This is a genomic window from Fortiea sp. LEGE XX443 (genome assembly GCF_015206815.1).
Classification (GTDB): Bacteria; Cyanobacteriota; Cyanobacteriia; order Cyanobacteriales; family Nostocaceae; genus Nostoc_B.
The window spans coordinates 101,203-123,761 of the sequence record NZ_JADEXZ010000007.1; the positions used below are offsets into that span (position 1 = coordinate 101,203).

At 39.9% G+C, this 22,559-nt stretch carries 23 protein-coding genes; 12 read left to right on the forward strand and 11 right to left on the reverse strand.

What is annotated here, in order from left to right; translation table 11 throughout:
• The first annotated feature begins 48 nt into the window (after window positions 1-48).
• Complete coding sequence (locus IQ259_RS05220) at window positions 49-348, forward strand: ferredoxin (protein ID WP_193881897.1); 300 nt, start codon at window positions 49-51, stop codon at window positions 346-348.
• Window positions 349-539: 191 nt separating this feature from the next.
• Here the strand turns inward: IQ259_RS05220 and IQ259_RS05225 are convergent, their stop codons facing one another.
• The gene (locus IQ259_RS05225; RefSeq protein WP_193881900.1) at window positions 540-2,207 is read right to left on the reverse strand and encodes a SpoIID/LytB domain-containing protein; all 1,668 of its coding nucleotides are present in this window, start codon (window positions 2,205-2,207) and stop codon (window positions 540-542) included.
• A 115-nt stretch (window positions 2,208-2,322) separates the two neighbouring features.
• Between IQ259_RS05225 and IQ259_RS05230 the strand changes: the two genes are divergently transcribed.
• The 4 genes from IQ259_RS05230 (at window position 2,323) to IQ259_RS05245 (ending at window position 4,780) form a co-directional block, all read left to right on the forward strand.
• The gene (locus IQ259_RS05230) at window positions 2,323-2,586 is read left to right on the forward strand and encodes a ParB N-terminal domain-containing protein (RefSeq protein WP_193881903.1); all 264 of its coding nucleotides are present in this window, start codon (window positions 2,323-2,325) and stop codon (window positions 2,584-2,586) included.
• A 124-nt stretch (window positions 2,587-2,710) separates the two neighbouring features.
• Window positions 2,711-3,202 (forward strand): Dps family protein, encoded by a 492-nt coding sequence (locus IQ259_RS05235; RefSeq protein WP_193881905.1) that lies wholly within the window; start codon window positions 2,711-2,713, stop codon window positions 3,200-3,202.
• A gap of 69 nt (window positions 3,203-3,271) precedes the next feature.
• Complete coding sequence (gene grpE, locus IQ259_RS05240; RefSeq protein WP_193881908.1) at window positions 3,272-3,934, forward strand: nucleotide exchange factor GrpE; 663 nt, start codon at window positions 3,272-3,274, stop codon at window positions 3,932-3,934.
• 519 nt (window positions 3,935-4,453) lie between these two features.
• Window positions 4,454-4,780 carry an STAS domain-containing protein gene (locus tag IQ259_RS05245; protein WP_193881910.1) on the forward strand — a complete coding sequence of 109 codons (327 nt, stop codon included), beginning with the start codon at window positions 4,454-4,456 and terminating at the stop codon, window positions 4,778-4,780.
• Here the strand turns inward: IQ259_RS05245 and IQ259_RS05250 are convergent, their stop codons facing one another.
• From IQ259_RS05250 to IQ259_RS05270, 5 genes are all read right to left on the reverse strand, one after another.
• Window positions 4,781-5,923: a SpoIIE family protein phosphatase gene (locus tag IQ259_RS05250; RefSeq protein WP_193881913.1), complete on the reverse strand. Its 1,143-nt coding sequence runs from the start codon at window positions 5,921-5,923 to the stop codon at window positions 4,781-4,783.
• A gap of 153 nt (window positions 5,924-6,076) precedes the next feature.
• Window positions 6,077-6,844: a DUF1350 family protein gene (locus tag IQ259_RS05255; RefSeq protein ID WP_193881916.1), complete on the reverse strand. Its 768-nt coding sequence runs from the start codon at window positions 6,842-6,844 to the stop codon at window positions 6,077-6,079.
• A 225-nt stretch (window positions 6,845-7,069) separates the two neighbouring features.
• Window positions 7,070-7,564: a hypothetical protein gene (locus IQ259_RS05260; RefSeq protein ID WP_193881990.1), complete on the reverse strand. Its 495-nt coding sequence runs from the start codon at window positions 7,562-7,564 to the stop codon at window positions 7,070-7,072.
• 90 nt (window positions 7,565-7,654) lie between these two features.
• Window positions 7,655-9,799 (reverse strand): pentapeptide repeat-containing protein, encoded by a 2,145-nt coding sequence (locus IQ259_RS05265; protein WP_193881919.1) that lies wholly within the window; start codon window positions 9,797-9,799, stop codon window positions 7,655-7,657.
• Between the two features lie 59 nt (window positions 9,800-9,858).
• Window positions 9,859-10,203 carry a hypothetical protein gene (locus IQ259_RS05270; protein ID WP_193881922.1) on the reverse strand — a complete coding sequence of 115 codons (345 nt, stop codon included), beginning with the start codon at window positions 10,201-10,203 and terminating at the stop codon, window positions 9,859-9,861.
• Between the two features lie 364 nt (window positions 10,204-10,567).
• Between IQ259_RS05270 and IQ259_RS05275 the strand changes: the two genes are divergently transcribed.
• The gene (locus IQ259_RS05275) at window positions 10,568-11,005 is read left to right on the forward strand and encodes a hypothetical protein (RefSeq protein WP_193881925.1); all 438 of its coding nucleotides are present in this window, start codon (window positions 10,568-10,570) and stop codon (window positions 11,003-11,005) included.
• Between the two features lie 441 nt (window positions 11,006-11,446).
• Here the strand turns inward: IQ259_RS05275 and IQ259_RS05280 are convergent, their stop codons facing one another.
• Window positions 11,447-13,135 (reverse strand): iron uptake porin, encoded by a 1,689-nt coding sequence (locus IQ259_RS05280; protein ID WP_193881939.1) that lies wholly within the window; start codon window positions 13,133-13,135, stop codon window positions 11,447-11,449.
• Between the two features lie 319 nt (window positions 13,136-13,454).
• On the opposite strand from IQ259_RS05280, the gene IQ259_RS05285 reads away from it, so the two are divergent.
• Together IQ259_RS05285 and IQ259_RS05290 are read left to right on the forward strand one after the other, a co-directional pair.
• Window positions 13,455-14,474 carry a metal ABC transporter substrate-binding protein gene (locus IQ259_RS05285; RefSeq protein WP_370567999.1) on the forward strand — a complete coding sequence of 340 codons (1,020 nt, stop codon included), beginning with the start codon at window positions 13,455-13,457 and terminating at the stop codon, window positions 14,472-14,474.
• Window positions 14,475-14,519: 45 nt separating this feature from the next.
• On the forward strand, window positions 14,520-15,314 hold the full coding sequence (locus tag IQ259_RS05290; protein WP_193881945.1) for a metal ABC transporter ATP-binding protein: 795 nt from the start codon (window positions 14,520-14,522) through the stop codon (window positions 15,312-15,314).
• 39 nt (window positions 15,315-15,353) lie between these two features.
• Here IQ259_RS05290 and IQ259_RS05295 read toward each other — a convergent pair whose 3' ends face one another.
• The 4 genes from IQ259_RS05295 to tnpA form a co-directional block, all read right to left on the reverse strand.
• Entirely contained in the window at window positions 15,354-15,617 is a 264-nt protein-coding gene (locus IQ259_RS05295; RefSeq protein ID WP_228014377.1) for a metalloregulator ArsR/SmtB family transcription factor, read from the reverse strand.
• A 411-nt stretch (window positions 15,618-16,028) separates the two neighbouring features.
• A complete protein-coding gene (locus IQ259_RS05300; protein ID WP_193881951.1) occupies window positions 16,029-16,982 on the reverse strand; it encodes a GDP-mannose 4,6-dehydratase in 954 nt (317 codons plus the stop codon).
• Window positions 16,983-17,228: 246 nt separating this feature from the next.
• Complete coding sequence (locus IQ259_RS05305; RefSeq protein ID WP_193881954.1) at window positions 17,229-19,388, reverse strand: Tex family protein; 2,160 nt, start codon at window positions 19,386-19,388, stop codon at window positions 17,229-17,231.
• Window positions 19,389-19,564: 176 nt separating this feature from the next.
• The gene (tnpA, locus tag IQ259_RS05310) at window positions 19,565-19,969 is read right to left on the reverse strand and encodes an IS200/IS605 family transposase (RefSeq protein WP_193881957.1); all 405 of its coding nucleotides are present in this window, start codon (window positions 19,967-19,969) and stop codon (window positions 19,565-19,567) included.
• A 120-nt stretch (window positions 19,970-20,089) separates the two neighbouring features.
• On the opposite strand from tnpA, the gene IQ259_RS05315 reads away from it, so the two are divergent.
• The 4 genes from IQ259_RS05315 (at window position 20,090) to IQ259_RS05330 (ending at window position 22,282) form a co-directional block, all read left to right on the forward strand.
• On the forward strand, window positions 20,090-20,503 hold the full coding sequence (locus tag IQ259_RS05315; protein WP_193881960.1) for a hypothetical protein: 414 nt from the start codon (window positions 20,090-20,092) through the stop codon (window positions 20,501-20,503).
• 1 nt (window position 20,504) lies between these two features.
• Window positions 20,505-20,789, forward strand: a complete 285-nt coding sequence (locus tag IQ259_RS05320; protein WP_193881963.1) for a hypothetical protein — start codon at window positions 20,505-20,507, stop codon at window positions 20,787-20,789.
• On the forward strand, window positions 20,790-21,896 hold the full coding sequence (locus IQ259_RS05325) for an RNA-guided endonuclease TnpB family protein (protein ID WP_193881966.1): 1,107 nt from the start codon (window positions 20,790-20,792) through the stop codon (window positions 21,894-21,896).
• A gap of 149 nt (window positions 21,897-22,045) precedes the next feature.
• Entirely contained in the window at window positions 22,046-22,282 is a 237-nt protein-coding gene (locus IQ259_RS05330) for a hypothetical protein (RefSeq protein ID WP_193881969.1), read from the forward strand.
• The last annotated feature ends 277 nt before the right edge of the window (window positions 22,283-22,559 follow it).

Genomic DNA, 22,559 nt, shown 5'->3' on the forward strand with positions numbered 1-22,559 from the left:
GCTTTAGGATAACTTATACTGCCGTTTACCAAAGAGAGGAATACTGAAATGGCAACTTTCAAAGTTACACTGGTCAACGAAGCTGAAGGTCTAAACACAACAATTGACGTTGATGATGATGTATATATTCTAGACGCTGCTGAAGAAGCTGGTCTGGATCTACCCTTCTCCTGCCGTGCTGGTGCTTGCTCCACCTGTGCAGGTAAAATCAAGGCTGGTACTGTTGATCAGTCCGATCAGTCCTTTTTAGATGACGATCAAATCGAAGCTGGATATGTGCTAACTTGTGTAGCTTATCCAACCTCTGACTGTACAATCGAAACTCACAGAGAAGAAGAACTCTACTAAGAGTTTAGGTGTCCGACCAATAAATCTCTTGCAAGAGTTATTGAAGTTTAAAAAGCGAAAATAGCACATCTAGGGAAAATTTTCTCTTTCCTACGTGTGCTTTTTTAAATTGAGTTGACAAAGAATTTAGTATTTTCACGCTTAAGCAGGAACACACATGAGTTTTGTGTTCCTGCTATATCAGTGTGAGTTTACAGCTTGATTTTGTCGTTGAAGATTTGAATTTTCGTACCAGGATAGTAAAACTGGAGAATTTTCGGATTTTCCCAGCCAAGCTTGGCTAAATTTTGAGCGCCAGTCTGACTCAAGCCAACACCGTGTCCCAGTCCACCTCCAATAAAGGCATATCCCCATAATTCTGCTTTGCCCTTATTTAAAGGTTGCAAATAGAACAGCGTACTTCTGGGTGCAGCAAAAGCACTACGTACTTCGTCTTTGTGTAAAGTAAATATGCCAATATCGGTTTTCACAGCCAAGTCGAGAATGCGTCCACTCTGACTGCGCTTAGTGACCGCGATCGCCTCAATTGTTTTAAATTTGGCATAGGGACTGTTTTTGACACGCAAGAATTTCTGCAAATCCTTGGCAATATCTTCGATGGAAGTTTCTTTGTTCCAGCGAAACACGTCCCAAGTGCTTTCATTAAAGCCTTGCTTCATGTTGATAAATTTACGGAAGTTGTTTTCATCTGCCAAACTCTGTTGAGACAAGTTCCAAAAATTAATCGGCGCATCGACTACTGGCCGCAAATAGGGACGATCTTCCCCATTCCATACATCACTAAAGAAGGCGGTGACACCACCAGTGGTGGAAGAATATAAGGCATCGACTAGCTGATTATCATAAGTCAGCACCATACCTCTAGTGGCGGCGATCGCTTGATCTGTTTTACTAGTTGCCCCACTCAGCCCATAATAAACTTGGCAGTGGGTATCAGCACACAATTGGTAGTTATCCACAGCAAATCTCCGCAAATTCCTTAAAGCGTAGGTGCGGGCAAGAATTGCTTGGGCTTCTAAGGCTGCTTTTGGCGCATTTGTCCCAATTTCGTTAGGTACTACACCACGTAAATAAGTTTCTAAGGGGACTTCATTTACTAATGTATATGTACCGTAAGCATTGGGTTGTAATGCCATGCGCCCTGCATACAAACGGCCAGTTCCAGGTTTTTCACCTTGACTAACGCGAATTAAGTTTTTGTCGGCACTGATTGCTAAATCCTTTGGACTGTAACGGTTGCCATTTACTACCCAACTCACCCGTGGCACTTCTTTCAGGATTTTAGTATCAATATATGCCATTTTTGCGCCAGAGGCTTGCAAATTCTGGAATAGCAATCGACGCAATAAAGGCGTACTGTAAACATCTCGCTTCGCCCAGACTTGCCAGCGTTCGGGCTGGGAGATTTCTACCTCTATCCCTTGAGAACGCCATTTTTTGGCACTATCTTCCGCCGTTTCAAAGGTGCGGTATATTCCTAAAACCACTACCTCCTCAACCACGGGTTTTGGTAAAGCTTGCATGACTGTCTCTAGCTTGACAGGCTTTTCGCTGACGATAGTTTGTTGCTTGTTACCTGCTTGAAATTTTAGCCGCAAGCGATCGCCTTTTGTTGGTTCTAGTTGCAGCTTGGCTGTTGATTTTTCTCCAAATCTCTGTACAATTCCTACTCTCAATTCCACGTCATTGCCGTTGCTACCAGGCCCTGATGCGGCTGTCAGCCCCAACAAGCAAAATGCCGTCACTACAGTGTAAGACAAACGCCAAAACGAAAATTTTATCGTGACTAGATTCTGCCTTTTCGTACTGCGTTGGGGCAGAGTTACCATATGCTTCGTAGCGTAGTGGTTTTGTCGCATGAACGCTCCAATAGTACCATTACCAATTTAGCTACCAAAATCACTTGCAAATCATAGTCATAACGACTATGATTTATCTATAGGCACAAAACAGAATTCGTTGGATCAACTCCTTATGGCTAAAGTCCAAGAAATTCCATTAAATCAAATTAAACGTCCCCTGCCCCGTGCCAACGATCCAAACAAGGTTAAAGCCTTAATGGAATCCATAGCGGAAATTGGGCAGCAAGAACCCATCGAAGTTCTAGAAGTAGACGGACAGTATTATGGCTTTTCTGGTTGCCATCGTTATGAAGCTTGCCAGCGTTTAGGCAAACAAACCATACTGGCCAAAGTCCGTAAAGCTCCTCACAGCGTTCTCAAGATGCACTTGGCGTAAAAAAGTCTGAAGTAAGAAGTATGTTCGCCCTTGGCGTTCCCGAAGGGTAGTCTGAAATTTCATCCCTGATTAAACTTCATCCTTTTTAGCACTAATGCTCAAATAATAAGTTTAGGAGAAAATTATGTCATCTAAAGCAACAGTAAAAAATGTAAATATTGGCATCGACGAAGAAAATAGAGCAAAAATTGCCGAAGGATTATCTCGTCTGTTGGCTGATACCTATACACTTTATCTAAAAACTCATAACTTTCACTGGAATGTGACTGGGCCAATGTTCCAAACATTGCATCTGATGTTTGAAACACAGTATACAGAACTATCTTTAGCGGTAGATTTAGTTGCTGAACGAATTAGAGCTTTGGGTTATCCCGCACCTGGAACTTATAGCGAATATGCCAAGCTCAGTTCGATTCCCGAAACTCCTGGAGTTCCTAAAGCTAAGGAGATGATTAAGTTACTAGTAGAAGGACAAGAAGCCGTCGTGCGAACGGCTCGCTCGATTTTTCCTGTGGTGGATGAAGTTAACGACGAACCCACCGCCGATTTATTAACTCAGCGGATGCAGGTTCACGAAAAGACAGCTTGGATGTTGAGAAGTTTACTGGAAGAATAAGGAATGAAGGATGAAGTATGAAATGTCATGTTTCAACCTTGATTCTTCATCCTTTATAGTTTTTAACCGATGCCAAATCCCGATTTCACTCCAAAGCTGCAAGATTTAAGCCAAAAATTTGAAATTAAGAGTTTCAAAGCTTTGAGTAAAGCTGCTGGTGTCTCAGAGCGACAAATTTTACGGTTGCGGCGGGGGGAGGTAGAGCAGATGCGAGTAGATGTGCTGTTAAAGTTGTCTTCGGTTCTACAGATATCTTTGAGCGAATTAGTGACAACTTTTTCATCACTAAAGTTGAGTCGAGACAATGAAGTATCTACTCAGCAAATGTTACAAGAGATTGCGGATTTAAAAACAGAATACCAGCGATCGCAACTAAAAATAGAACAACAGCGAGAGTTATTACTCCAAGAATTCCAGCAGTCGAGTTTACAACTGCTGGAATCTTTATTATTGCAATTTCCTACCGCAGCCCAGAAAGCGCGGGAAAATCCGCAGTTAGAAGCGGTGAAGATAGTACCATTGGTGGAAAACCCACTGCAAAAACTTTTACAAGCGTGGGGGGTAGAGGCGATCGCACCTGTAGGAGCAGAAATACCCTACAATCCCCAACAGCATCAATTAATCACAGGAGATGCACAGCCAGGTGAATCAGTCAAAGTCCGCTACATAGGCTACCTCCAAGGTGATAAGCTACTCTATCGAGCTAAAGTCAGTCCAATTGAGCGAGTTTGAAAAAATTGAGAATTGTATCTAAAGTTCTAATTTTTAGCCGCACTAATTTTTGTTAGGAAAATCATAGATATTGGGAATAATAAAAAAATGGAGGTGATCACCTCTTAAAACCTGCATAAATTCATTAATGGATTAACCATCTTGCTAACTATATTCTGGTGTAGTTGATACAAAAATTGCTTTTGGTTCTCAGGGATGTTGATATCTCTGAGTCTTTCATCCTAATTGTGAAAAAACTTAATTGCAAAAACTTAATTTTGTAAGTAAGATTACGGCAATTTGAGCAAAGCAAATTTTGAGTATTTATCAAGTCTTTCAAATGAATTTATTGATACTGATTGGTTTGTCTTTAGGATTTATTATCTACAGACTTATCTGGAAAATATTGCCAGAAGTCTAGCGAATACTAGCAATAATTAATGAATTTTATTTTGCTAGATTTTTTGCTAAAAATGACTGTTGGTATATAATACTAGCAAAATCTGCATCTTTTTTGACAGCAATGGGAGACAAAATCTTATGAATCAGCAAGTTAAAGTTGTTAAGCTCAACGGCATTATCGACACTACAAATTCACAAAATCTCAGAGAAAATATTACTTATCTTCAAGAAAGTGGTGCAAAAATTGTGCTAGTCGATTGTCAAGATGTAACATTTATGGACAGTTCAGCCTTGGGGGCTTTGGTATTAGCCTTCAAAACATTAAGAGCAGCCGGTACAAAATTAGTTCTTTGTTCGATTAATGAACAAGTCAGAATTTTATTTGAATTGACTGGTATGGATAAAGTTTTTGAAATCTTTCCTAGCCAAGATGAGTTTCATCAAGTTGTAATTTCTAACAATTAATTAATCAAATTTAATTTGTAAGATTGATAGATCATCATCAAAAGCCTCTTTGGAGTTTAAAGCAATCAGGTAATTTAATACTTGTTCGAGTGGGCAATCAATAGTATTTTGTAAGCTCGTCAATATTTGAATTAAACCATCTAAACTCCAAAGAGTTCCATCTGATTTTGTAATCTCGTAAGCACCATCACTAAAAATATACAGGTTGCTAAATTTTTCAATTTTACAACAGGCATCAACGTATTTTGCTTCAGGAAACATGCCAACTGGCATCCCAGGAGTTCTCAATAGTTGAACTTCTGTCTTTTTTGCAAATTGACCAGATCCAGATACTAATATTGCTGGTGGATGGCCAGCACTAGCGTAAATTAACTGCCGCGTAACTCGGTTATAAACTCCGTACCAAATAGTAAAATATTTATCATTTTGATAACTCATTTGAAAGGTTTCATTTAAAGCCTTGAGTACATCACTCGGTTGATAGTAATTCAGACTTTTTATAGCACGGGAACGTAACAAATTTAGTACAGAAATAGAAGGGAGAGTGGCTTTAAGTCCATGTCCGGCTGTATCTAATAAGTAAATTGCCAAATAATCAGAATCTAACCAATAATAATCAAAACAATCACCACCAAGTTGCTGTGAAGGAATGAAACAGGAGTTGATCAGTAATGGTTCAGTTGTAGGTAAAGGTAAAAGCGATCGCACATACTCGGCGGCTTGTGCCAATTCTGTTTCTAAAAGCTGCTTTTGGGTTTGTAAATCTCGACTCAATTGATGTAGACGTAATCCGGCTCTTACCCTAGCTTTTAATTCATTCTGCTCGATAGGTTTAGTGATAAAATCATCAGCACCAGCATCTAATCCTTGAACGCGATCGGCAACAGAATCTAAAGATGTTAATAAAATAAAAAAACTAGTAGATAAATTAGGATTTTTTTTAATGTAATTACATACTTCTAGCCCATTTAAGATAGGCATAATCCAATCACAAATAATCAGTGCTGGATGACAAGCGATCGCCTTAGTAATTCCCTCCTCTCCATCGCTGGCAGTAACTACCTTATATCCTTGTTTTTCTAACAGCCTTTTGAGAAATATTTGGATTGTAGTATCATCATCAATTACTAATATTTGAAACATAAAAAGGTTAAAAAATAATTAATAATTATTTGACATCATAAAAAATGACCCAGGTATAAGCGATTTCTCAACCTTTCTATCTGTATTTAAAAATTAGTATGCCCTATGTCCCATTAACTATGAATTTTATAGTTTTTCGACAGTGATCAACAATTATGGTGGTGAGAGAGGATTCATCCATAAGAGGATGGCACGTTTGAGTTGAGTTAAATCGCGGTATACTTCTTGCTTAAACCATTGTCCAAAAGCATCAAAAGGAGTAAATGAAGTTCCTGTTTGCCATTTGATATCTTGTCCTAAAGGTGTTGTATGAGTTCCAGGTAAAGTTTGTATCGTCACCATTTCTGGAAAGCGTTGTTGTAAAATTTTGGTTAAAACTGCTGATTGATCGAGGGTATCGTTATTGAATTTGATTAATAAATTACGGCGGACTTTATAACTTTCTTGGACAATTTTATTGGTTTCTAATGGCGAGGGGGTAAACTCAATCGCCAAAGTAGAATTTAATTGCTCTACTAAAGGAATAGCATCCCTAGCAGCATAGTTATTAAAGGATATTAAAATATTACCTGCTCTTTCTACAGCGCACAGGCTACCTATAAGTAAGTGGAGTTTGCAACCCATGCTGTGTCCAATACCATAGGTAGGGAGATAAAGCTTACGCAATAAAGCTGCGTCGTGTAAGCGTTCTAGAGTGCGTTCAAAGTTAAGTAAAACAGATTTAGCGATCGCTATATGATCTAAAGTATTGACAAAAGGGGTAGCTATGACAACATATCCCTTACTCGCCAACTGTTCGAGTAACCAACGATAAGTTAGGTGCGGTGCAGTAGCAACAAACGCACCTCCTAAGAAATGGATAATACCTATGGGATTTTGGGGAATCAGAACCCAGTTACCTCTAATTTCTTTCCAGTCCATGCCTGTAGGCGATCGCTTGATTTACACTTCTTTATATTAGACCGGGAATTGCAACGATGGGGTAATCTCAGTTAGTTAATTTCTCCGTGTGCGCTAGTTATTCCAACGCAGGGAACCCGTGCAACACAATCTCTTCGTTGATTTGTTGAGGGGTTGAATACATGAAGACGATCGCCATTTAACCTGTAGAATGCAAGCAGCGATCGCCTGGAACAAATTTGTCAGTTAAAATCTCAAACCCACACCACCTTGCACCGCAACAGCAGCACCGCCGCCATCACGATAGGCATCAAAGGCAATAATAGCGTTGCCAAAAATCACAGTATTGCTATTGGGAACGACGTAATCAATTCCTGGTTGTAGGGCAAAACTAATCTTGTTACCAACAGGAGAAGCGCTATCACCCCCGGTTAACACCAAACCGGCTCCCAAATAAGCATCTGTTTGCCAGTTGAGTGGCAAGTCGTAAGATACAGTAGGCACAACAGCAGTGTTTTGACCAATTAATGCTTGAGCGCGAAAAGAAATTGGTGCTTCCAGAAGCTTGTAGCGAAAAGCCAAAACTCCACCAACTTGAATACCATCAGTCAATCCGACAGTCGGGCCGATACCAACATAGCTCCCGTATGCGACTTGAGCTTGTGCTGATTGAGAGCCGATCATCAGACTGAAAACAGTACTAGCTACAAAAATTGAACCTAAATAAGGAAGATACCTCATCACCCGACTCCTCACACCATAATAGGATGTTGTCATTTGTTATTAGTGAGGAGGTAGGATTAAGTATTCTCCTTTCTCCCCATCTAAATTTTACGGGCAGCGAGGATGAATGCCACCTTGAGTACAAATGTAAGCTAGTTGCTTTGCATCTAAGTTCTTCGCTTGGGAAAAATCAACTCCTGTTACTACAGCAGATACTGTACCAATATCTGGCGTTTGAACAAATTGATCTGCTGGATCTTGTCTGCTAGGTGCAAGAATTGTATCTTTAAAATCTGCTCCGGTAACATTTGCACCTCTTAAATCTGCAAGACTCAGATCAGCGTTGCGTAAGTCAGCGTTTTCTAATTGGGCTGAACGTAAAACAGCACCAGTTAGACGACTAGCACTCAGACTAGCATTGCTAAGATTTGCATGATCTAAATAAGCTCCAGATAAATCTGAACCTTGCCAATCAGTCTTAGTTAAGTTGGCAAATGACAATTGTGTCCCGATCGCAATCACACGGCCTAAACGAGCCGCGTAGAGATTGGCTTCGTTTAATTTAGCATCGCCTAAATCGGCTCCAGTCAAGCTGGAATTTTCTAAAACTGCACCTCGTAAATCGGCTCCCACAAGTTGGGCGCTGCTGAGGTTAGCGCCAATTAAACGTGCATTTGCTAAATTAGCGCGGTTGAGAGTCGCCCGACTTAAATCACTACCAGTCAACAACACCCGACTGAGGTTAGCATCGGTGAGATTAGCCTGTTTCATCTGCACTTGAGTTAAGTCAGCGATCGCATCATCGAAAGTATCCCAACGTCCATCTTCACCGACACTGCGAAAACGGCTACCCTTAAAACTGGCTTGGTTGAGATCCGCAGATTTTAACTTGACTCCTGACAAATCAATATCATCTAAAACCAAGTTGAAAAAAGAACTTCCTGCACTACTGCTTTGACTCAAAGTAGTTCGACTCAGATCAAGACCGTTGATTTTGCCACCGTAAACATTCAAAATTTTGTTAATCGTCTGCTGGTTCAGTTGCAACCGCTTTTGCCACAATTCTCGCTCTTGAGATGCGCTACTAGAAGCAGATTGCAGTTCGTTAGCCAAAAACTGATTCTTATTTTTTAATTCTGGGATGGCAGAAATCCCAACGGTTGTCAAAGCTTGTTGAATAGAATTCAAAAGTACGGGGTTACTTTCGTTAACCAACAGATCAGTTAAAAATTGGATGGATTGCGGATCATTGAGACTACCCATTGCCAGAATCGTGCTTTGGCGCTCTTCCAGACTAGCCGCAGAGTTGGGACTAACTTGTTTGACGAGTTCCAAAAACTTTTGGCTGTTAATTTGTTTGGTTTCCCGCTGATTTTGCTGCTTTTGGATATAAATTTGAGTACCGATTAAAGTAGCCAGCACCGTAGTCATACTTCCCAGTGTGACCAAAAATAGAGCTAGGTTCGAGTTTTGCCGCACCCGTCGCCACAATGTGGGCAAATTAGTTTCCGCGGTGCTACCTATGAGTGCAGGGGCTGTTTCAGTTGCTGCTTGGGCTTCCGGTTCATTGGTTTTGACTAATCCATTTCGCCCATTTGGACGTTTACCATCAATAGCATCAGTACCTGCTAACCAATCGTGCAAGGCGCGACGACCTTGGCGGGATGACAAAGATATGCTTTCGCCTAGCACCATCAACACGGCCAAAAATGTAAATAAACCTAAATTGGGAAAAGCAAAGCTGTACCGCCAGAGTATATAAGCGATGGAAACTGGCACAGACCATCTGCCAATTCCTTCTCGTATTACAGATGCTCCTAAACCAGGGGGTTTACCTTGCTCGTTGACAATCCGCACACCAAACCAACGTTTAGGCAGAGTGCTGCCAGTTTTTGCCAGTAAATACAATTGCCACCACGACAGCGTTACAGGCGCAATTAAAGCCAACATCCATAAATAATTAGTCGGCCAAGTAACATTCCGAATCCCATAGCTTACAGGCAAAGCTAGAGGCCGAGCGATCGCTCTTTCTGTAACTACCAATACAGGATGAAGCGGTACGCGGTTGATATCGCTTCTCGAATTGGCATAGGCTCCCAATCCAAAAGGAACCAACCCACTGGTAGTCACCAGCGCAATTTCAGCTGTCCACGCGGCAAAGCGTCTGGTAATTAACGGTAGTGAATTGGCTTTTGTCGGTGCTTTTGACTTACTAGGTTGACTATCATTTCTCCTCACAATTGGGGTCGTCATTGAATAATTCCCTTTAACTTTAATCGTTTTGCCTTTACTGGCGTGGTTAATATAGAGTGTTATTGCTTATTGGAAAAGCTACCAGAGACAAAAAATTTGTATCCAAGATACACTAACCCTGCCAACACTGCCAGACTAATTGCAGAGGTAACGAGTTTTAGTACTGCTTGCAACACTGCCAAACCTAATAACACCATTACGCCCACAACTACCAGCTTGCCCGTCCCAGATAAACTTTTAAACCAGAGTTGTGAGCGTGTGAAGTGCAGTTTAAAATTAAGCAAATTAAACTGAGATTGCTGTCTTGCTTCTTTTGTTTTTTCTGCCTCCACACTTCCAGAATTAATCTCTGCCTCTAGCTTTCGGAGGCGTTGCTGCAAATCGTCTTCAGGTTGAGGATTCATCAATCTTTTCTACCTCTGCTAAGACACTTGTTCAACAGGTGATCAACCACATCCGCACTTTTAAGGGTTATGTTTGTGATTTTAACTAATGTTTTGTTTTTACAAGACTTATATTGGCAGAAAAAATAAATCTTTTTTGCTGACTAGTTATTAGGCATAGATTAAAAGTATTTATGGGGCATTAAGAGAATATTGGTTTAAAGTTTTGAACTCGTACAGAATTCAGAATGACTCCTGACTCCTTAATTCTGTTTGATAAAATTTTATACGGCGTTTTCAGGAACACTGAGGTATTGGCATCGTCTATTAGCTCAGACTATTTATATCAATATCGCTCTAGAAATAGTCGGGAGCATTAATTAATATGAAGACTTTGAGGCTATTGAAAGTTGTTCCCGTTGCCGTAGTACTGAGTATGGTAATTATCAAGCCTAACTGGGCGGAAGTACCGACAGTCCCAATTTCACCAAAACTACAATCAGACCCGCTAGTTTTAAGTGGCAAATCTGGAGGGACTGTCCACAGTAACTGCGGTAATATTTCTGCTACACCCAATCAAATTATCCAGGTGAAAGAGTCAATGCCCTACATGCGATTAACGGTTGAGAGCCTTGGACAGTCAACACTTCTAATCGATGGGCCAGGAGGGCGCTTTTGCGTTTTAGCAGATAGATACTCTGGAAATAAACCAGAGTTATCCGGTTACTGGCAAGCTGGATATTACTCGTTATATGTAGGTGAATTGTCTCAGGGACAATATAACTATACTCTCTCGATTTCGCAACAAAAAAAGCCTAAATAGTCTGAATTTACCTCGTTGCAAACGCATCATAGCAGGGGACAGGTTAGAGGTGACACTTCGGCATGGTTCGACTGCGCTTACCAGCCGCTCAGTGACCGCATGTGACAGGGTTAAAAGTCTTTTGTGATCTGGGTTTGAGCATCTGAATCATGTCCTAATCATCTTGGCTGTTCCTATAAATAGCCTTAAAGCCTTGCTAGGTCAGATCCACAAACTTCTTGGACAATAGACCTCTTGCATGAACTTAGATTATGTCTACTAAAGAGGTGAATTTTCCGTAACTCCTTGCGTTTACTCTGAGAGTTTTGCCTTAGCAGTATGCGTGAGGCGGAAAATTCTTGTTATCCAATATTCGTGCAAGAAGTCTAATTTGTACCTAGTAAGAGTGATTCCAAAAAGCTTAAAAATCCCTTGTTTGCTTGGGGAAGTTCAGTTGAAGATTTAGAAAGTGAATGTGGTTCTTATTGTCCCAATCACAATATCATCGTTGTTATTGTTGTGGTCTGGAGCAGTTAACCAGACGACTCCTGGAGTAATGGTGATATTATCTGTCAGTTTGTACTGGTAGAAACCTTCAATGTGCAGTGAAGTATCAGGATCTGTGCCGATCGCATTTCTCAGTCCACTACTAGCACCAGTTACTTTTGGTTCCATCCCCACAATAATGCCACCAACACTACCTTTTTTACCTAAATCTGGGAAGGCCAGCGTAACAGCATAATTCCAAATGTCTAGTTCACCACGAGGTAATGTTCCGGCTTCTGTGGTAACTTCCGAGAGTGTGCGCGTGTTAGTATAACCAACCCAACCACCAATCACAAACTTCGGACTAAGTTGAAAGGATGCTTGAAAACCGTAGGAATTGCTGGAAATTGGCAAATCTGAACCTGCAAATTGACTCAAAGAACCTGGCAAAGAAGGACTATCTGCCAAAACAGTACGCAGGTTTGCGCGGTTGCTACCAGTAGTCAAGTCAGCGTTATAAGAATTAACGTATGTAAAACCGAGAGTTAAACTTTCAACAGGTTGGACGGTTAATTGTCCAATAGCACCGTAAGGCCCGTTAAACAAACCACTACCAGAAGAAGGATCGTTAGGGCTGCTGGCTAGATAACCCAAAGTTAATTCTAGTTTGTCATTGAATTGATGTCTAATGCCAATCCCCGCACCGTCAACCGGATAATAAATGGGGTTGCGTGTACCAAAACTAGACAGCGCCCCAAAATCACCATCACCATCAAAAAATGGGTTGACTGTGTTGGTAAAGTCATCAGCTGCACCAGCGTTGGCTTCTAATATAACGGTCGTTTTGTCACCTAGCGGGAAGCTATATAACAGTGCATCTATTTCTACATCATTATTACTTCCCGAACTGAAAGTGTCATTGGTAAACCGCAAATCCCCTTCTGGTGTGAGGGTAGAAGCAGACAAAGCATCTAAGTTTGTGGCTTGGAGTCGAGTTCTTAACAAGTCTTGACCTGTAAAACTAGTGTCTAGGTCAAGACGGATTCTATTTCCAAAGGAAGTGACTCTATCGATTCTCTCACCATTGGCATTACTGCCTGCAAAAATGCTGATGGGTGCAATCACAACAATACCATTGAGTTTGGTTGTGGTTGAGAATTGATTAGCTTCCAATTCAGCGGTGCGTGCTTCTACTGCGTCTACACGACCTCGTAATGTGGCCAGTTCGGCGGCAAATTCTTCTTGGAGTTTTTGTAGTTGAGCTAAATCTTGTTTGGTGACTAAATCAGCTGTGGCGGTAGCCAATAGTTCGTTAACTCTATCCAAACAAGCATTTAAACCCGCAGCAAACTCATAGCGAGTTAGTGCGCGATTACCACGATAAGTGCTGTTTGGATAACCTGCAATACAACCATAACGCTCTACGAGCGATTGCAAAGCTTGAAATGCCCAGTCTGTGGGTTGCACATCTGACAATTGAGACACAGAGGTAACTTGTGCCATGACATTTTCTTGAGTTAAATTCTCAACTGTTTGTTCTGGAGTAGCAACAACTTTATCTTCTGATGTTGTGGATATTTCCACTGCTAATGCAATAGGAGTGACTGATAGTATTGTGCTGCAAACGGCTGGAATAGACAGTAAATACGGCAATCTCTTCAGCATTTTCCCTCACACTTCTTTATTATCGGTAGCGCTAAATACTGCGCTTTTTAACTAGCACTTTTAAAAAGTATTCTCAAAATATTATCAGTAGCAAGCAACTTTTTTAACAAACTAATTTAAGAAATGTTTAATTCTTCAAGTCATTAAAAAAGACAGCCAAAACTGTCACAACCCACAAAAATTAAATGTGATTGCTTATACAAAAATAATACTGACTTTATTGCATGAGAATGAGAATTATTATAGAATATTTTTGAAAATAAGTATTATTGTCATAGTGGCAAAAATAAAACAAGATTCTTTTCCTGGGAGAAACGTTGTGAATAGGACTCATACAACATATGTAAAAAGCAAAGCAAGAAGCGGTATTTTATCCTTGATTGCGTTGCTAACGTTACTAGTGAGTGTTGGTTGTAACCAATCAAATCCAAATCAAGAAACAAATGTGGAAAAGTCACCACAGGTACAAGAAGCTGCTTCTACTCCATCAACGCAATTAGTAAAAACCAAGGTTGTGACGACATTTTTACCGATTTATTTGTTTACCAAAGCGGTGGCTGGCGATGCAGCAGATGTAGAAATTTTAGTGCCACCTGGTACTGAGGTGCATGAGTACCAAGCGACACCAAGTAATGTAAAAGCGATCGCCACAGCTAATGTTTTGGTTAAAAATGGTTTGGGGTTAGAAGAATTTCTGGAAAATACCATCAAAAATGCCCAAAATTCCCAATTAGTTGAAGTCGATTCTAGCAAAGGTATTAAACCTTTAAACGAAATTTCGCCAGTTGTTTCAACTGTAAAAAAAGAAAAAAGCCACAACCATGATCACACAACAGGTAATCCTCATGTTTGGTTAGATCCAGTATTAGCAAAACAGCAGGTAATGAATATTCGAGATGGATTAATTGCTGCTGATCCAAAAAATCAAGCTACTTACACAGCTAATGCTGGGGCTTATATTCAGGAATTAGAAAAGTTAAATAGTGAATTTCAGCAAGCCTTACAAAAAAAGCCTAATTGTACTTTTGTAACTTTTCATGATGCCTATCCATACTTAGCTCAACGCTATAATCTCAAACAAGTTGCTGTAGTTCAAATACCTGAGGATCAATTGTCTCCAACAGATGTACAAAGAGTAGTTAATACAGTCAAAAAATATAAAGTTAAAGCTTTGTTTAGTGAACCAGGAGTAGATAATAAATTGTTGAATAGTCTTTCTCAAGATTTGAAATTAGATTTACAGACACTAAATTCTTTAGAAACAGGTGATAAAGATCCACAATATTACTTTCAAGCAATGAGATTAAATTTGCAAACTCTAGAATCAGCATGTAAATAAGCTAAAGATTTAGCATTTTTTTATAATAAATAAAAATTAATGTTTATGACATTGCCTACTTTAAAAGTAGACGGATTAACTGTATATCAAGGCAATTATTTAGCTCTTCGAGATGTTTCCTTTGAATTGTTGCCGGGAACAGATACAGCTATAGTCGGCCCGAATGGTGCTGGTAAAAGTACTTTGGTAAAAGCAATTTTAGATTTAATTCCTTGTCAAGCTGGCAAGATAGAAATTTTTGGTCACTCAACTACAAAGCTAGGAACTTTACGTCACTACTTGGGCTACATGCCACAAAATTTTATTTTTGATCGCAGCTTTCCCATTTCTGTAAGTGAATTGGTTGGCTTGGGATGGACTGATGAATTGAAAAAGCAAAATCCAAAAGCAAAAGCTAAGTATTTGCAGTTCTCTAGGCTGTGGAAACAAAATCATGAAAAAATAAAAGCAGTCACAAAAGCTTTACGGCGAACTGGAGTTGATCATCTGCGACATCAATCTATTGGAACTTTGAGTGGTGGACAACTAAAGCGGGTGTTACTGGCTTATTGTTTAGTGATGCCTCGAAAACTTTTGGTACTAGATGAAGCCTTTGCTGGGGTTGATATGCAAGGTGCAGCCGATTTTTATGTTTTGCTGAACGAGTTGAAACAGGAAGAGGGTTGGACGATATTGCAAGTTTCCCATGATATTGATATGGTAAGCCGCCATTGCGATCGCGTCCTTTGTCTCAACCAAACTGTTGTTTGTACTGGTCAGCCAGAAATTGCCTTATCACCTGAAAACCTTTTAGCAACTTATGGTCTAGGCTTTAGTCGTTATCATCATCATCACAATTAAAATTTTTAATTCTAAATTCCGCATCAAAAACTCAATATCTTATTCAGGTTCATCTAAGTGTTCAGCTACAGCCTGATAAAGATGAAGAATATGATTATCGTGGAGGCGGTAAAATACATTACGGCCTTGCTTGCGGTAGCTAACCAAGCGCATTGCTCGGAGGTTACGTAGTTGATGAGAAACAGCAGATTCACTCATATCTAGTGATGCGGCTAAATCACTAACACACAATTCTTTTTGAGCCAAAGAAGAGAGAATTCGCAGACGATTAGCATCTCCTAGAAAGCTAAAAAATTCTGCCATACGTTGGGCTTTTTCACTGCTGAGAAATTCTTCTGCAACTGGTGATAAAATATCACTATTAATTGTTGGTATTTGCTTATATTGAATCATTTTTTACAAAAGAGGTAAATAACTTAAAATTTATATGCTGATAAACTGTTGATTAAATATATTATAATTTCTTTTGGATAAAGAATCTGAATAGTCTTATTGAAGACAGAACCATGAAAAGTTATAGCTATTAGGTAATTTCGATACAGTTAAAGCTGTTATTTGCTCTAAATTATGGCCTTAAAGATAGAAGTTTGTAACTTGTCGTTTGCAATAGCGATCGCAGAAGCCGACAAGTTAATAAACCTCGATGATAGAACCTATACTTTTTCTGAGAAAACTGTGGATGCTGAAATTAATCTAATAATTTTTCTTGAAAAGTCATTTTAGCTTTGCTTCTATCATCATACGTACAACATCTTTCATTTTATATCGAGCTTCCCAGCCCAATTTTTCTTTAGCTTTAGCTGGATTACTTTTGCCTAGTGCAATATCAGTTGGTCTAAATAAACTATTATTTATAGTCACATGTTCTTGCCAATCCAAACCTAAACAAGCAAATGCTTCTGCAACAAAGTCCTCTAGTTTATTACTTTCTCCAGTAGCTATCACATAGTCATCTGGTTCATTTTGTTGCAGCATTAAGTACATTGCTTCAACATATTCAGGAGCCCATCCCCAGTCCCGTCGAACAGAAATATCTCCTAAATGTAGTTTTTCTGGGCTGCCGTTGGCAATACGACAGGCGGCGGTAATCACTTTTTGTGTAACAAACCTTTCTGGCCTTAAGGGAGATTCATGGTTATATAAAATACCAGAACAGGCAAATAGACCGTAAGCTTCTCGGTAGTTTGCTACTTCCCAAAATGCCGTAGCTTTAGCAACCGCATAAGGGCTTCTAGGACGGAATGGTGTATTTTCGTCAGCGGCTTGCTCCCTAGCGTTCCCGAAGCATTCACTAGAACCGGCATTATAAATTTTGATTGGGACACCAATAAAACGAATTGCTTCTAGTAAATTGAGTGTGCCAGTAGCAATACTTTCTAATGTTTCTACTGGTTGTTCAAATGATAAACCGACAGAACTTTGACCAGCTAAATTATATACTTCATCGGGCTGAATTTTTGTTAATACTTGTAAGACACTGCGGAAATCAGTCAAAGCAACAGATGCTAATTTCAGCTGATCCCGGATACCCAAATTGACTAAATTCTGAAATGAAGACATTTGGGCATCTCGTGAAGTTCCACAAACTAAGTATCCTTTGTTCAGTAATAACTGCGCTAGATACGCTCCATCTTGTCCTGATACTCCACAAATAAGTGCTTTTTTCATTTTTTTTAGCACGGCTTTGCACATGCTAGTGAAGGATTGTGAGATACTCAGCAAGAGTATACCCCTTATAAAAAAAAATGGCTCGTATCAGTGAAATTCCTGATTTTTATGCTTCTATTTAATACTTTGATGTTCTAGCGATCGCATTTTTGCAGTCAGCATTAGACTTGCAAGCAAAAATAGCAGTGATTACGCACTCACCGCAGATAATTAAATCGAAATTTTAGTTGGTAGAAGTGTTTGAGGTTATTGCTTAACTGCTTTCATCGACAAACTAATCCGTTTTAATTTCTCGTTGACTTCTAGCACCATAACTTTTACAACTTGTCCCACCTTGACGATTTGCTTCGGATCATCTACAAATCTATCGGCGAGTTGGGAAATATGTACCAAACCATCCTGATGTACACCGATATCAACGAATGCACCAAAATTGGCGACATTGGTAACTATCCCTTCTAATTCCATACCCACTTGTAAATCAGCAATTTCTTTGATTCCCTCTTTAAAAGTGGCATATTTAAATTCGGCGCGGGGATCTCTACCTGGTTTTTCCAGTTCACTGAGGATGTCACGCAAAGTAGGTTCACCAATGGTATCGGTGACATATTGTTTTAGATTGATTTTTTTAAGTTTTTCAGCAATTTGGATGACTTGATTTAATGGTACGCTTAGGTCAGATGCGATCGCTTCAACTACTGAGTAACTTTCTGGATGCACAGCCGTATTATCTAAAGGATGCTCACCATTCCGAATACGCAAAAACCCCGCTGCTTGTTCAAAAGCTTTCGGCCCCAATTTGGGAACTTTCAAAAGTTGGCGGCGATTTTTAAAAGCTCCATACTGGTTGCGATAGGTGACAATATTGTTGGCAACTGTGGCTGTAATACCAGAAACAAAGGTTAACAGTTCCTTGGAAGCGGTATTTAAATCTACACCCACAAAGTTCACGCAGCTTTCTACAGTTTCGTCCAGCTTCTTCTTCAATAACTTTTGATCGACATCGTGCTGATATTGTCCCACACCAATTGATTTGGGATCGATTTTCACTAGTTCTGCTAAGGGGTCTTGCAAACGGCGGCCGATGCTAATCGCACCGCGCACTGTCACATCTAAATCGGGAAACTCCTCTAACGCGACTTTACTAGCAGAATATATAGATGCACCAGATTCGTTCACCATCACCTTAATTGGTTTGCGGTCGAGAGTTTGTAATACTTGCATCACAAATTCCTCAGTCTCACGAGAAGCTGTACCGTTACCAATAGCAATTAGCTCAATTTTGTATTTTTCCAGCAAGTTTTTAATAGTTTGTGCTGCTTTATTTCGTTGTTCAACAGCTTGATGGGGAAAAACTGCTTGATACTCTAAAAATTTTCCTGTTTCATCTAATACCGCAACTTTGCATCCAGTTCTAAATCCGGGATCAATTGCCAAAGTGGGTTTCATTCCAGCCGGTGCAGACAGCAACAACTCCCGCAGATTTGCTTCAAATGTCTTGATTGATTCTATATCTGCATAAGTTTTTTTTATAGCAATTACCTCTCCTGTTAAAGAGGTTTTCATCAGACGGTTGAAAGCATCTTTCAGCATCATCTGATAAAAATCTCGAATGGCTCTGACTTTTGTTTTAATTTCTTGAGATTCTAGGTAAGACAGTACCAAATCTTCTTCAAAGGCAACATCAAATTTTAATATTCCCTCGGTTTCACCCCGACACAACGCCAACAAATTATGAGGTGCAATATTTTTGATTTTAATTTGGTAGTTGCGGTACATTTCAAATTTAGTTGTACCTTCTAGATAATCATCTTTGATGCGAGAGACAAATAACCCATCTTCTAAAAGATAATCTCGAATATAGGCACGTAAATTAGCTTTTTCTGCAACTTCTTCCGCTAAGATATCAGCCGCACCTTTGAGTGCTTCATCGGCGCTGGTGACTCCCTGGGTTTCGGAGATATATTTTGCTGCTTCTTCTGATAATGAAGCAGAAATAGGGTTTTTGACATTGAGAGATTTAATCAAGTCTGCCAGAGGTTGTAATCCTTTCTCTCTAGCGAGAGTGGCACGAGTGCGGCGCTTTGGGCGATATGGTAAGTATAAATCCTCAAGTTCAGTTTTTTGTAGACAAGATATGATTTTTTCTTTTAGTTCATCAGTGAGTTTACCTTGTTCGGCGATCGCATTTAAAATTACTAATTTTCGGGCTTCTATTTCTGTTAAGTAATTATACTTATCAAACAAATCGCGCAATTGAACTTCATTCATTTCACCAGTGCGCTCTTTGCGGTAACGTGCAATGAACGGAATTGTTGCACCCTCCGCCAAAAGTTCCAGCGCGTTCTGCACCTGATAGGGTTTAAGGTCTAGTTCAGTTGCTAATAGTTGAGGAATATTAAGCATCGAGTGTCTAAATGGAAAACATTAATTTTAACGGTAATATCGTAGATCGCTATTATAGGGACGGCACTGAATGTTAAACTAATTTTCTGAACAATTACGGAATCTTGACTTGTAAATTGTTTATTTATTGATCGCGCTTACATCCCCATCCCCTTGTGGGTGGGGATGTAAGCGAGTTATCCCCGGTCTTTCTGAGTCTCAATGTACCGCTTCACTGCTTCTTCTGAGACTCCGCTGACAGATGAGTAGAAAGTGCCATCGCTCCACATTCCTGAACCCCAAAAGCGGCGTTTTTTAAGGTCTTTGAATGTATTAAATATATGTACAGCAGAAATTGATTTCATCGTTTTGGCGATTTCTACTGGTGCAGTTGTGTGGTCTGCTTGCACAAATACATGAACATGGTCAGGCATTATTTCCAATGCGTGAAGTATCCATCCATAGGTTTTACAGGTTTCGCCTATGATGCGCTTTAACTCAACTTCTACCGCACCTTCAAGGATTTGATGACGGTACTTGGGACAAAAGATAATGCGATATCCCAAGCAATGTTTAGCGTGTGAGCTTGATATTATTTCCATCTATTGAGTGTATATCAACAAAACATATAAACTTTGTGATATGGTAATTGTACACAAAAAATACCCCTGCAATGTCGTTACCATCCAGGGGTGTGGTCAACCTAGTGTTGGTAGGTCAACATGAAAATTCTACGACGAATCATGGCGGCATCACTTGCTGCTTCTTTTTGTGTTTCATTTAACGTCAAACCATCGCAGGCAAATCCGGCGATTTTAGCTCCTGCGGCTATTTGTGCTGGGAGTGCAGGAATTGGCTGTATCTTAATTGGAACCGCATTAATAGGTGGAGGTATCTATTACATCTGGCAACGGTCAGATGGTAAAGGAAGAGTAGCCGCAGATGCCAGTGGCAACATATTTAGATCCGAATATCTACAAGACCCAGAAGAGGAAGAACCGCAAGAAACAGTAATAGCTATGAATGCTAAAAGTTGGCAAGCGGCACAAAGAGAATGCGCTTGGCACTTCTACGGGCAAAAATTCAAAGTTTTCCAACGCAAAGGTCGCTGGTATTGTACAAACAAGGTGGACTAAGATGAACCAATTTTTAAAAGATTTTTACGCTGAAAACAAGCCTAGAACCCTTTGTATTTTACAGGCTTTACCTGGCTTCTCCGATGAGAATATTTTGCCAACCATGCCAATGATGAATTCTCCAGAACATAGCCTTAAATTCATCAAGGAACATCATCAAAAGACCCGTTCTTTAAACTCTGATACCCCTGACTGGGAGTTGGTGGATACCGAAGTTTACAAGCAAGAAAATTCTCTTTACGAAGCAATTATTATTGCTTATTACAAACCTTTGGAGTCTGCTTAGATGAAACGTACTGTTAGCATCCCAGTTGATTTACCAAGAGAAAGGTTTTTACCTTTGATGAATCAGTGTGCAGAGATATTTAATGCACACGTTAACTGGGCTATTGCTAGCAGTACCTATAACAAAAACAAGGCACACAAAGAACTGTATCACCTGTTAAGGGTTCAGTTTCCAAGTGTGCCTTCTGCGTTGTTGCAAACAGTTCGAGATAACGCACTTGAGGCAATCAAAGCCACAAAGTTTAAAAGCATTCCTAAGAAAAAACCAACATCAGGATTGAGGTACGATAAGCGCACAATGACTCTAAGAGGAAAGCAATTAACTCTTAGTTGCATTGGTAAGCGAGTCACTTTAATTCTTGATATTCCTGAATACTTTCAGAAGGTATTTGAAACTTGGGACTTTTGTGGAGCAACTGTCACATATACCAAAAACACCAAGCAGTTTTGGGTGAGATTGGTTTTTGAGACAGAAGATCCGCAACACATAGAAGGACAAATTCAAGGAATTGACCGAGGCTTATATCACCAAGCTGTTACCAGTAATGGTCAATTCTTTAGTTCTTCTAAGATTAGAAAAGTACAAAGACGTTACTTATACAATCGTCGCAAACTCCAACAAAAAGGCACTCGCAGTGCCAAGCGTCGTTTAAAAGCGATGTCTGGTCGTGAGAAGCGGTTTATGAAGGATACGAATCATTGTGTAAGTAAAAAGTTAGCCAACCAACCAGGAATAGCGGTTTTTGTACTAGAGGACTTGTCCAGTATTCGCACACAGCGAAGGGGCAAGAAAATGAATAAATGGTTAGGTGGTTGGGCTTTTTACCAACAAGAACAATTCCTGGCTTACAAAGCAGAGGCATTGGGTAAACGAGTTGTTCACCAAGATCCTCGTTACACTTCTCAGAAGTGCAATATCTGCAAGCACATTCGCAGGACAAACCGCCACAAGTCTAGATTCCATTGCAAAAACTGTGGACATCGGACACACGCGGATCTGAATGCTGCTAAGAATGTCAGGGATGACTACATTCTCTCCTCTACCCAAGGGACAGAGGAGCAGGCATCAGTCAATATGCCGTATGTTTCAGCCGATTCTCTCGGTTAGTTACAAGCCCCATTTCCTTGTGGGTGGGGCGGTTGACGTAGAATATTGTAAAGAAAACCTCTTTAGATGTAAAATCAACAACAATTATGAGGCAGAACTTTAATTTAAATTAATCATTCCTTTACATCTTAGTTAGAAGAAGACCAGCCATGCCTTTATTTTTTTTAATTCCCCTGTTTACTGGTTTAGCAACTGGCTATTTATCTAAAAAATGTAACGATGAACTAGCCTACATCACGAGTGTGTTTACAATCGTCAGTCTGGTTGTGAGTTTAGTCTTAGCACCTTGGCAAATCCAGTTTTTACTGTTGGTTTTGGTGTTCATCACCACTAACAGACTTTTACGAGATCACGATAAAAAATATACCCAAGTCAGTAGAAAATAGCTAAGTAATAGGGAAGCTGCGATCGCCACTATCTCAATCATGGTTGCATTCCAAGAAACGGTAGATGGAATTGTGCATTGATACTATAGGAATCATATTTGATTTCTGAAAAAGTGTACGAGATAATACGGAGGAATATATCTGTCTAAGAACAAACAATGATAGATCAGCATCTACAACCTGCGATGCCTGCGGCGGGCGTAGCCATCGCAGAACTACAAGAATTTATAGATAGTCGCCCAGATGCCCGTGAGGTGAGAAAAGCTCTCTTCTGTAA

Bases quoted from the DNA above. Each gene is read 5' to 3' on its own strand.
- IQ259_RS05330 (WP_193881969.1), top strand. From the start codon at position 22,046: ATGCCTTTATTTTTTTTAATTCCCCTGTTTACTGGTTTAGCAACTGGC.
- grpE (WP_193881908.1), top strand. From the start codon at position 3,272: ATGCCAAATCCCGATTTCACTCCAAAGCTGCAAGATTTAAGCCAAAAA.
- IQ259_RS05290 (WP_193881945.1), top strand. From the start codon at position 14,520: ATGACATTGCCTACTTTAAAAGTAGACGGATTAACTGTATATCAAGGC.
- IQ259_RS05220 (WP_193881897.1), top strand. From the start codon at position 49: ATGGCAACTTTCAAAGTTACACTGGTCAACGAAGCTGAAGGTCTAAAC.
- IQ259_RS05230 (WP_193881903.1), top strand. From the start codon at position 2,323: ATGGCTAAAGTCCAAGAAATTCCATTAAATCAAATTAAACGTCCCCTG.
- IQ259_RS05245 (WP_193881910.1), top strand. From the start codon at position 4,454: ATGAATCAGCAAGTTAAAGTTGTTAAGCTCAACGGCATTATCGACACT.
- IQ259_RS05235 (WP_193881905.1), top strand. From the start codon at position 2,711: ATGTCATCTAAAGCAACAGTAAAAAATGTAAATATTGGCATCGACGAA.
- IQ259_RS05265 (WP_193881919.1), bottom strand. From the start codon at position 9,799: ATGACGACCCCAATTGTGAGGAGAAATGATAGTCAACCTAGTAAGTCA.
- IQ259_RS05270 (WP_193881922.1), bottom strand. From the start codon at position 10,203: ATGAATCCTCAACCTGAAGACGATTTGCAGCAACGCCTCCGAAAGCTA.
- IQ259_RS05305 (WP_193881954.1), bottom strand. From the start codon at position 19,388: ATGCTTAATATTCCTCAACTATTAGCAACTGAACTAGACCTTAAACCC.
- IQ259_RS05295 (WP_228014377.1), bottom strand. From the start codon at position 15,617: ATGGCAGAATTTTTTAGCTTTCTAGGAGATGCTAATCGTCTGCGAATT.
- IQ259_RS05300 (WP_193881951.1), bottom strand. From the start codon at position 16,982: ATGAAAAAAGCACTTATTTGTGGAGTATCAGGACAAGATGGAGCGTAT.
- IQ259_RS05250 (WP_193881913.1), bottom strand. From the start codon at position 5,923: ATGTTTCAAATATTAGTAATTGATGATGATACTACAATCCAAATATTT.
- tnpA (WP_193881957.1), bottom strand. From the start codon at position 19,969: ATGGAAATAATATCAAGCTCACACGCTAAACATTGCTTGGGATATCGC.
- IQ259_RS05315 (WP_193881960.1), top strand. From the start codon at position 20,090: ATGAAAATTCTACGACGAATCATGGCGGCATCACTTGCTGCTTCTTTT.
- IQ259_RS05280 (WP_193881939.1), bottom strand. From the start codon at position 13,135: ATGCTGAAGAGATTGCCGTATTTACTGTCTATTCCAGCCGTTTGCAGC.
- IQ259_RS05320 (WP_193881963.1), top strand. From the start codon at position 20,505: ATGAACCAATTTTTAAAAGATTTTTACGCTGAAAACAAGCCTAGAACC.
- IQ259_RS05255 (WP_193881916.1), bottom strand. From the start codon at position 6,844: ATGGACTGGAAAGAAATTAGAGGTAACTGGGTTCTGATTCCCCAAAAT.
- IQ259_RS05225 (WP_193881900.1), bottom strand. From the start codon at position 2,207: ATGCGACAAAACCACTACGCTACGAAGCATATGGTAACTCTGCCCCAA.
- IQ259_RS05325 (WP_193881966.1), top strand. From the start codon at position 20,790: ATGAAACGTACTGTTAGCATCCCAGTTGATTTACCAAGAGAAAGGTTT.
- IQ259_RS05260 (WP_193881990.1), bottom strand. From the start codon at position 7,564: ATGAGGTATCTTCCTTATTTAGGTTCAATTTTTGTAGCTAGTACTGTT.
- IQ259_RS05275 (WP_193881925.1), top strand. From the start codon at position 10,568: ATGAAGACTTTGAGGCTATTGAAAGTTGTTCCCGTTGCCGTAGTACTG.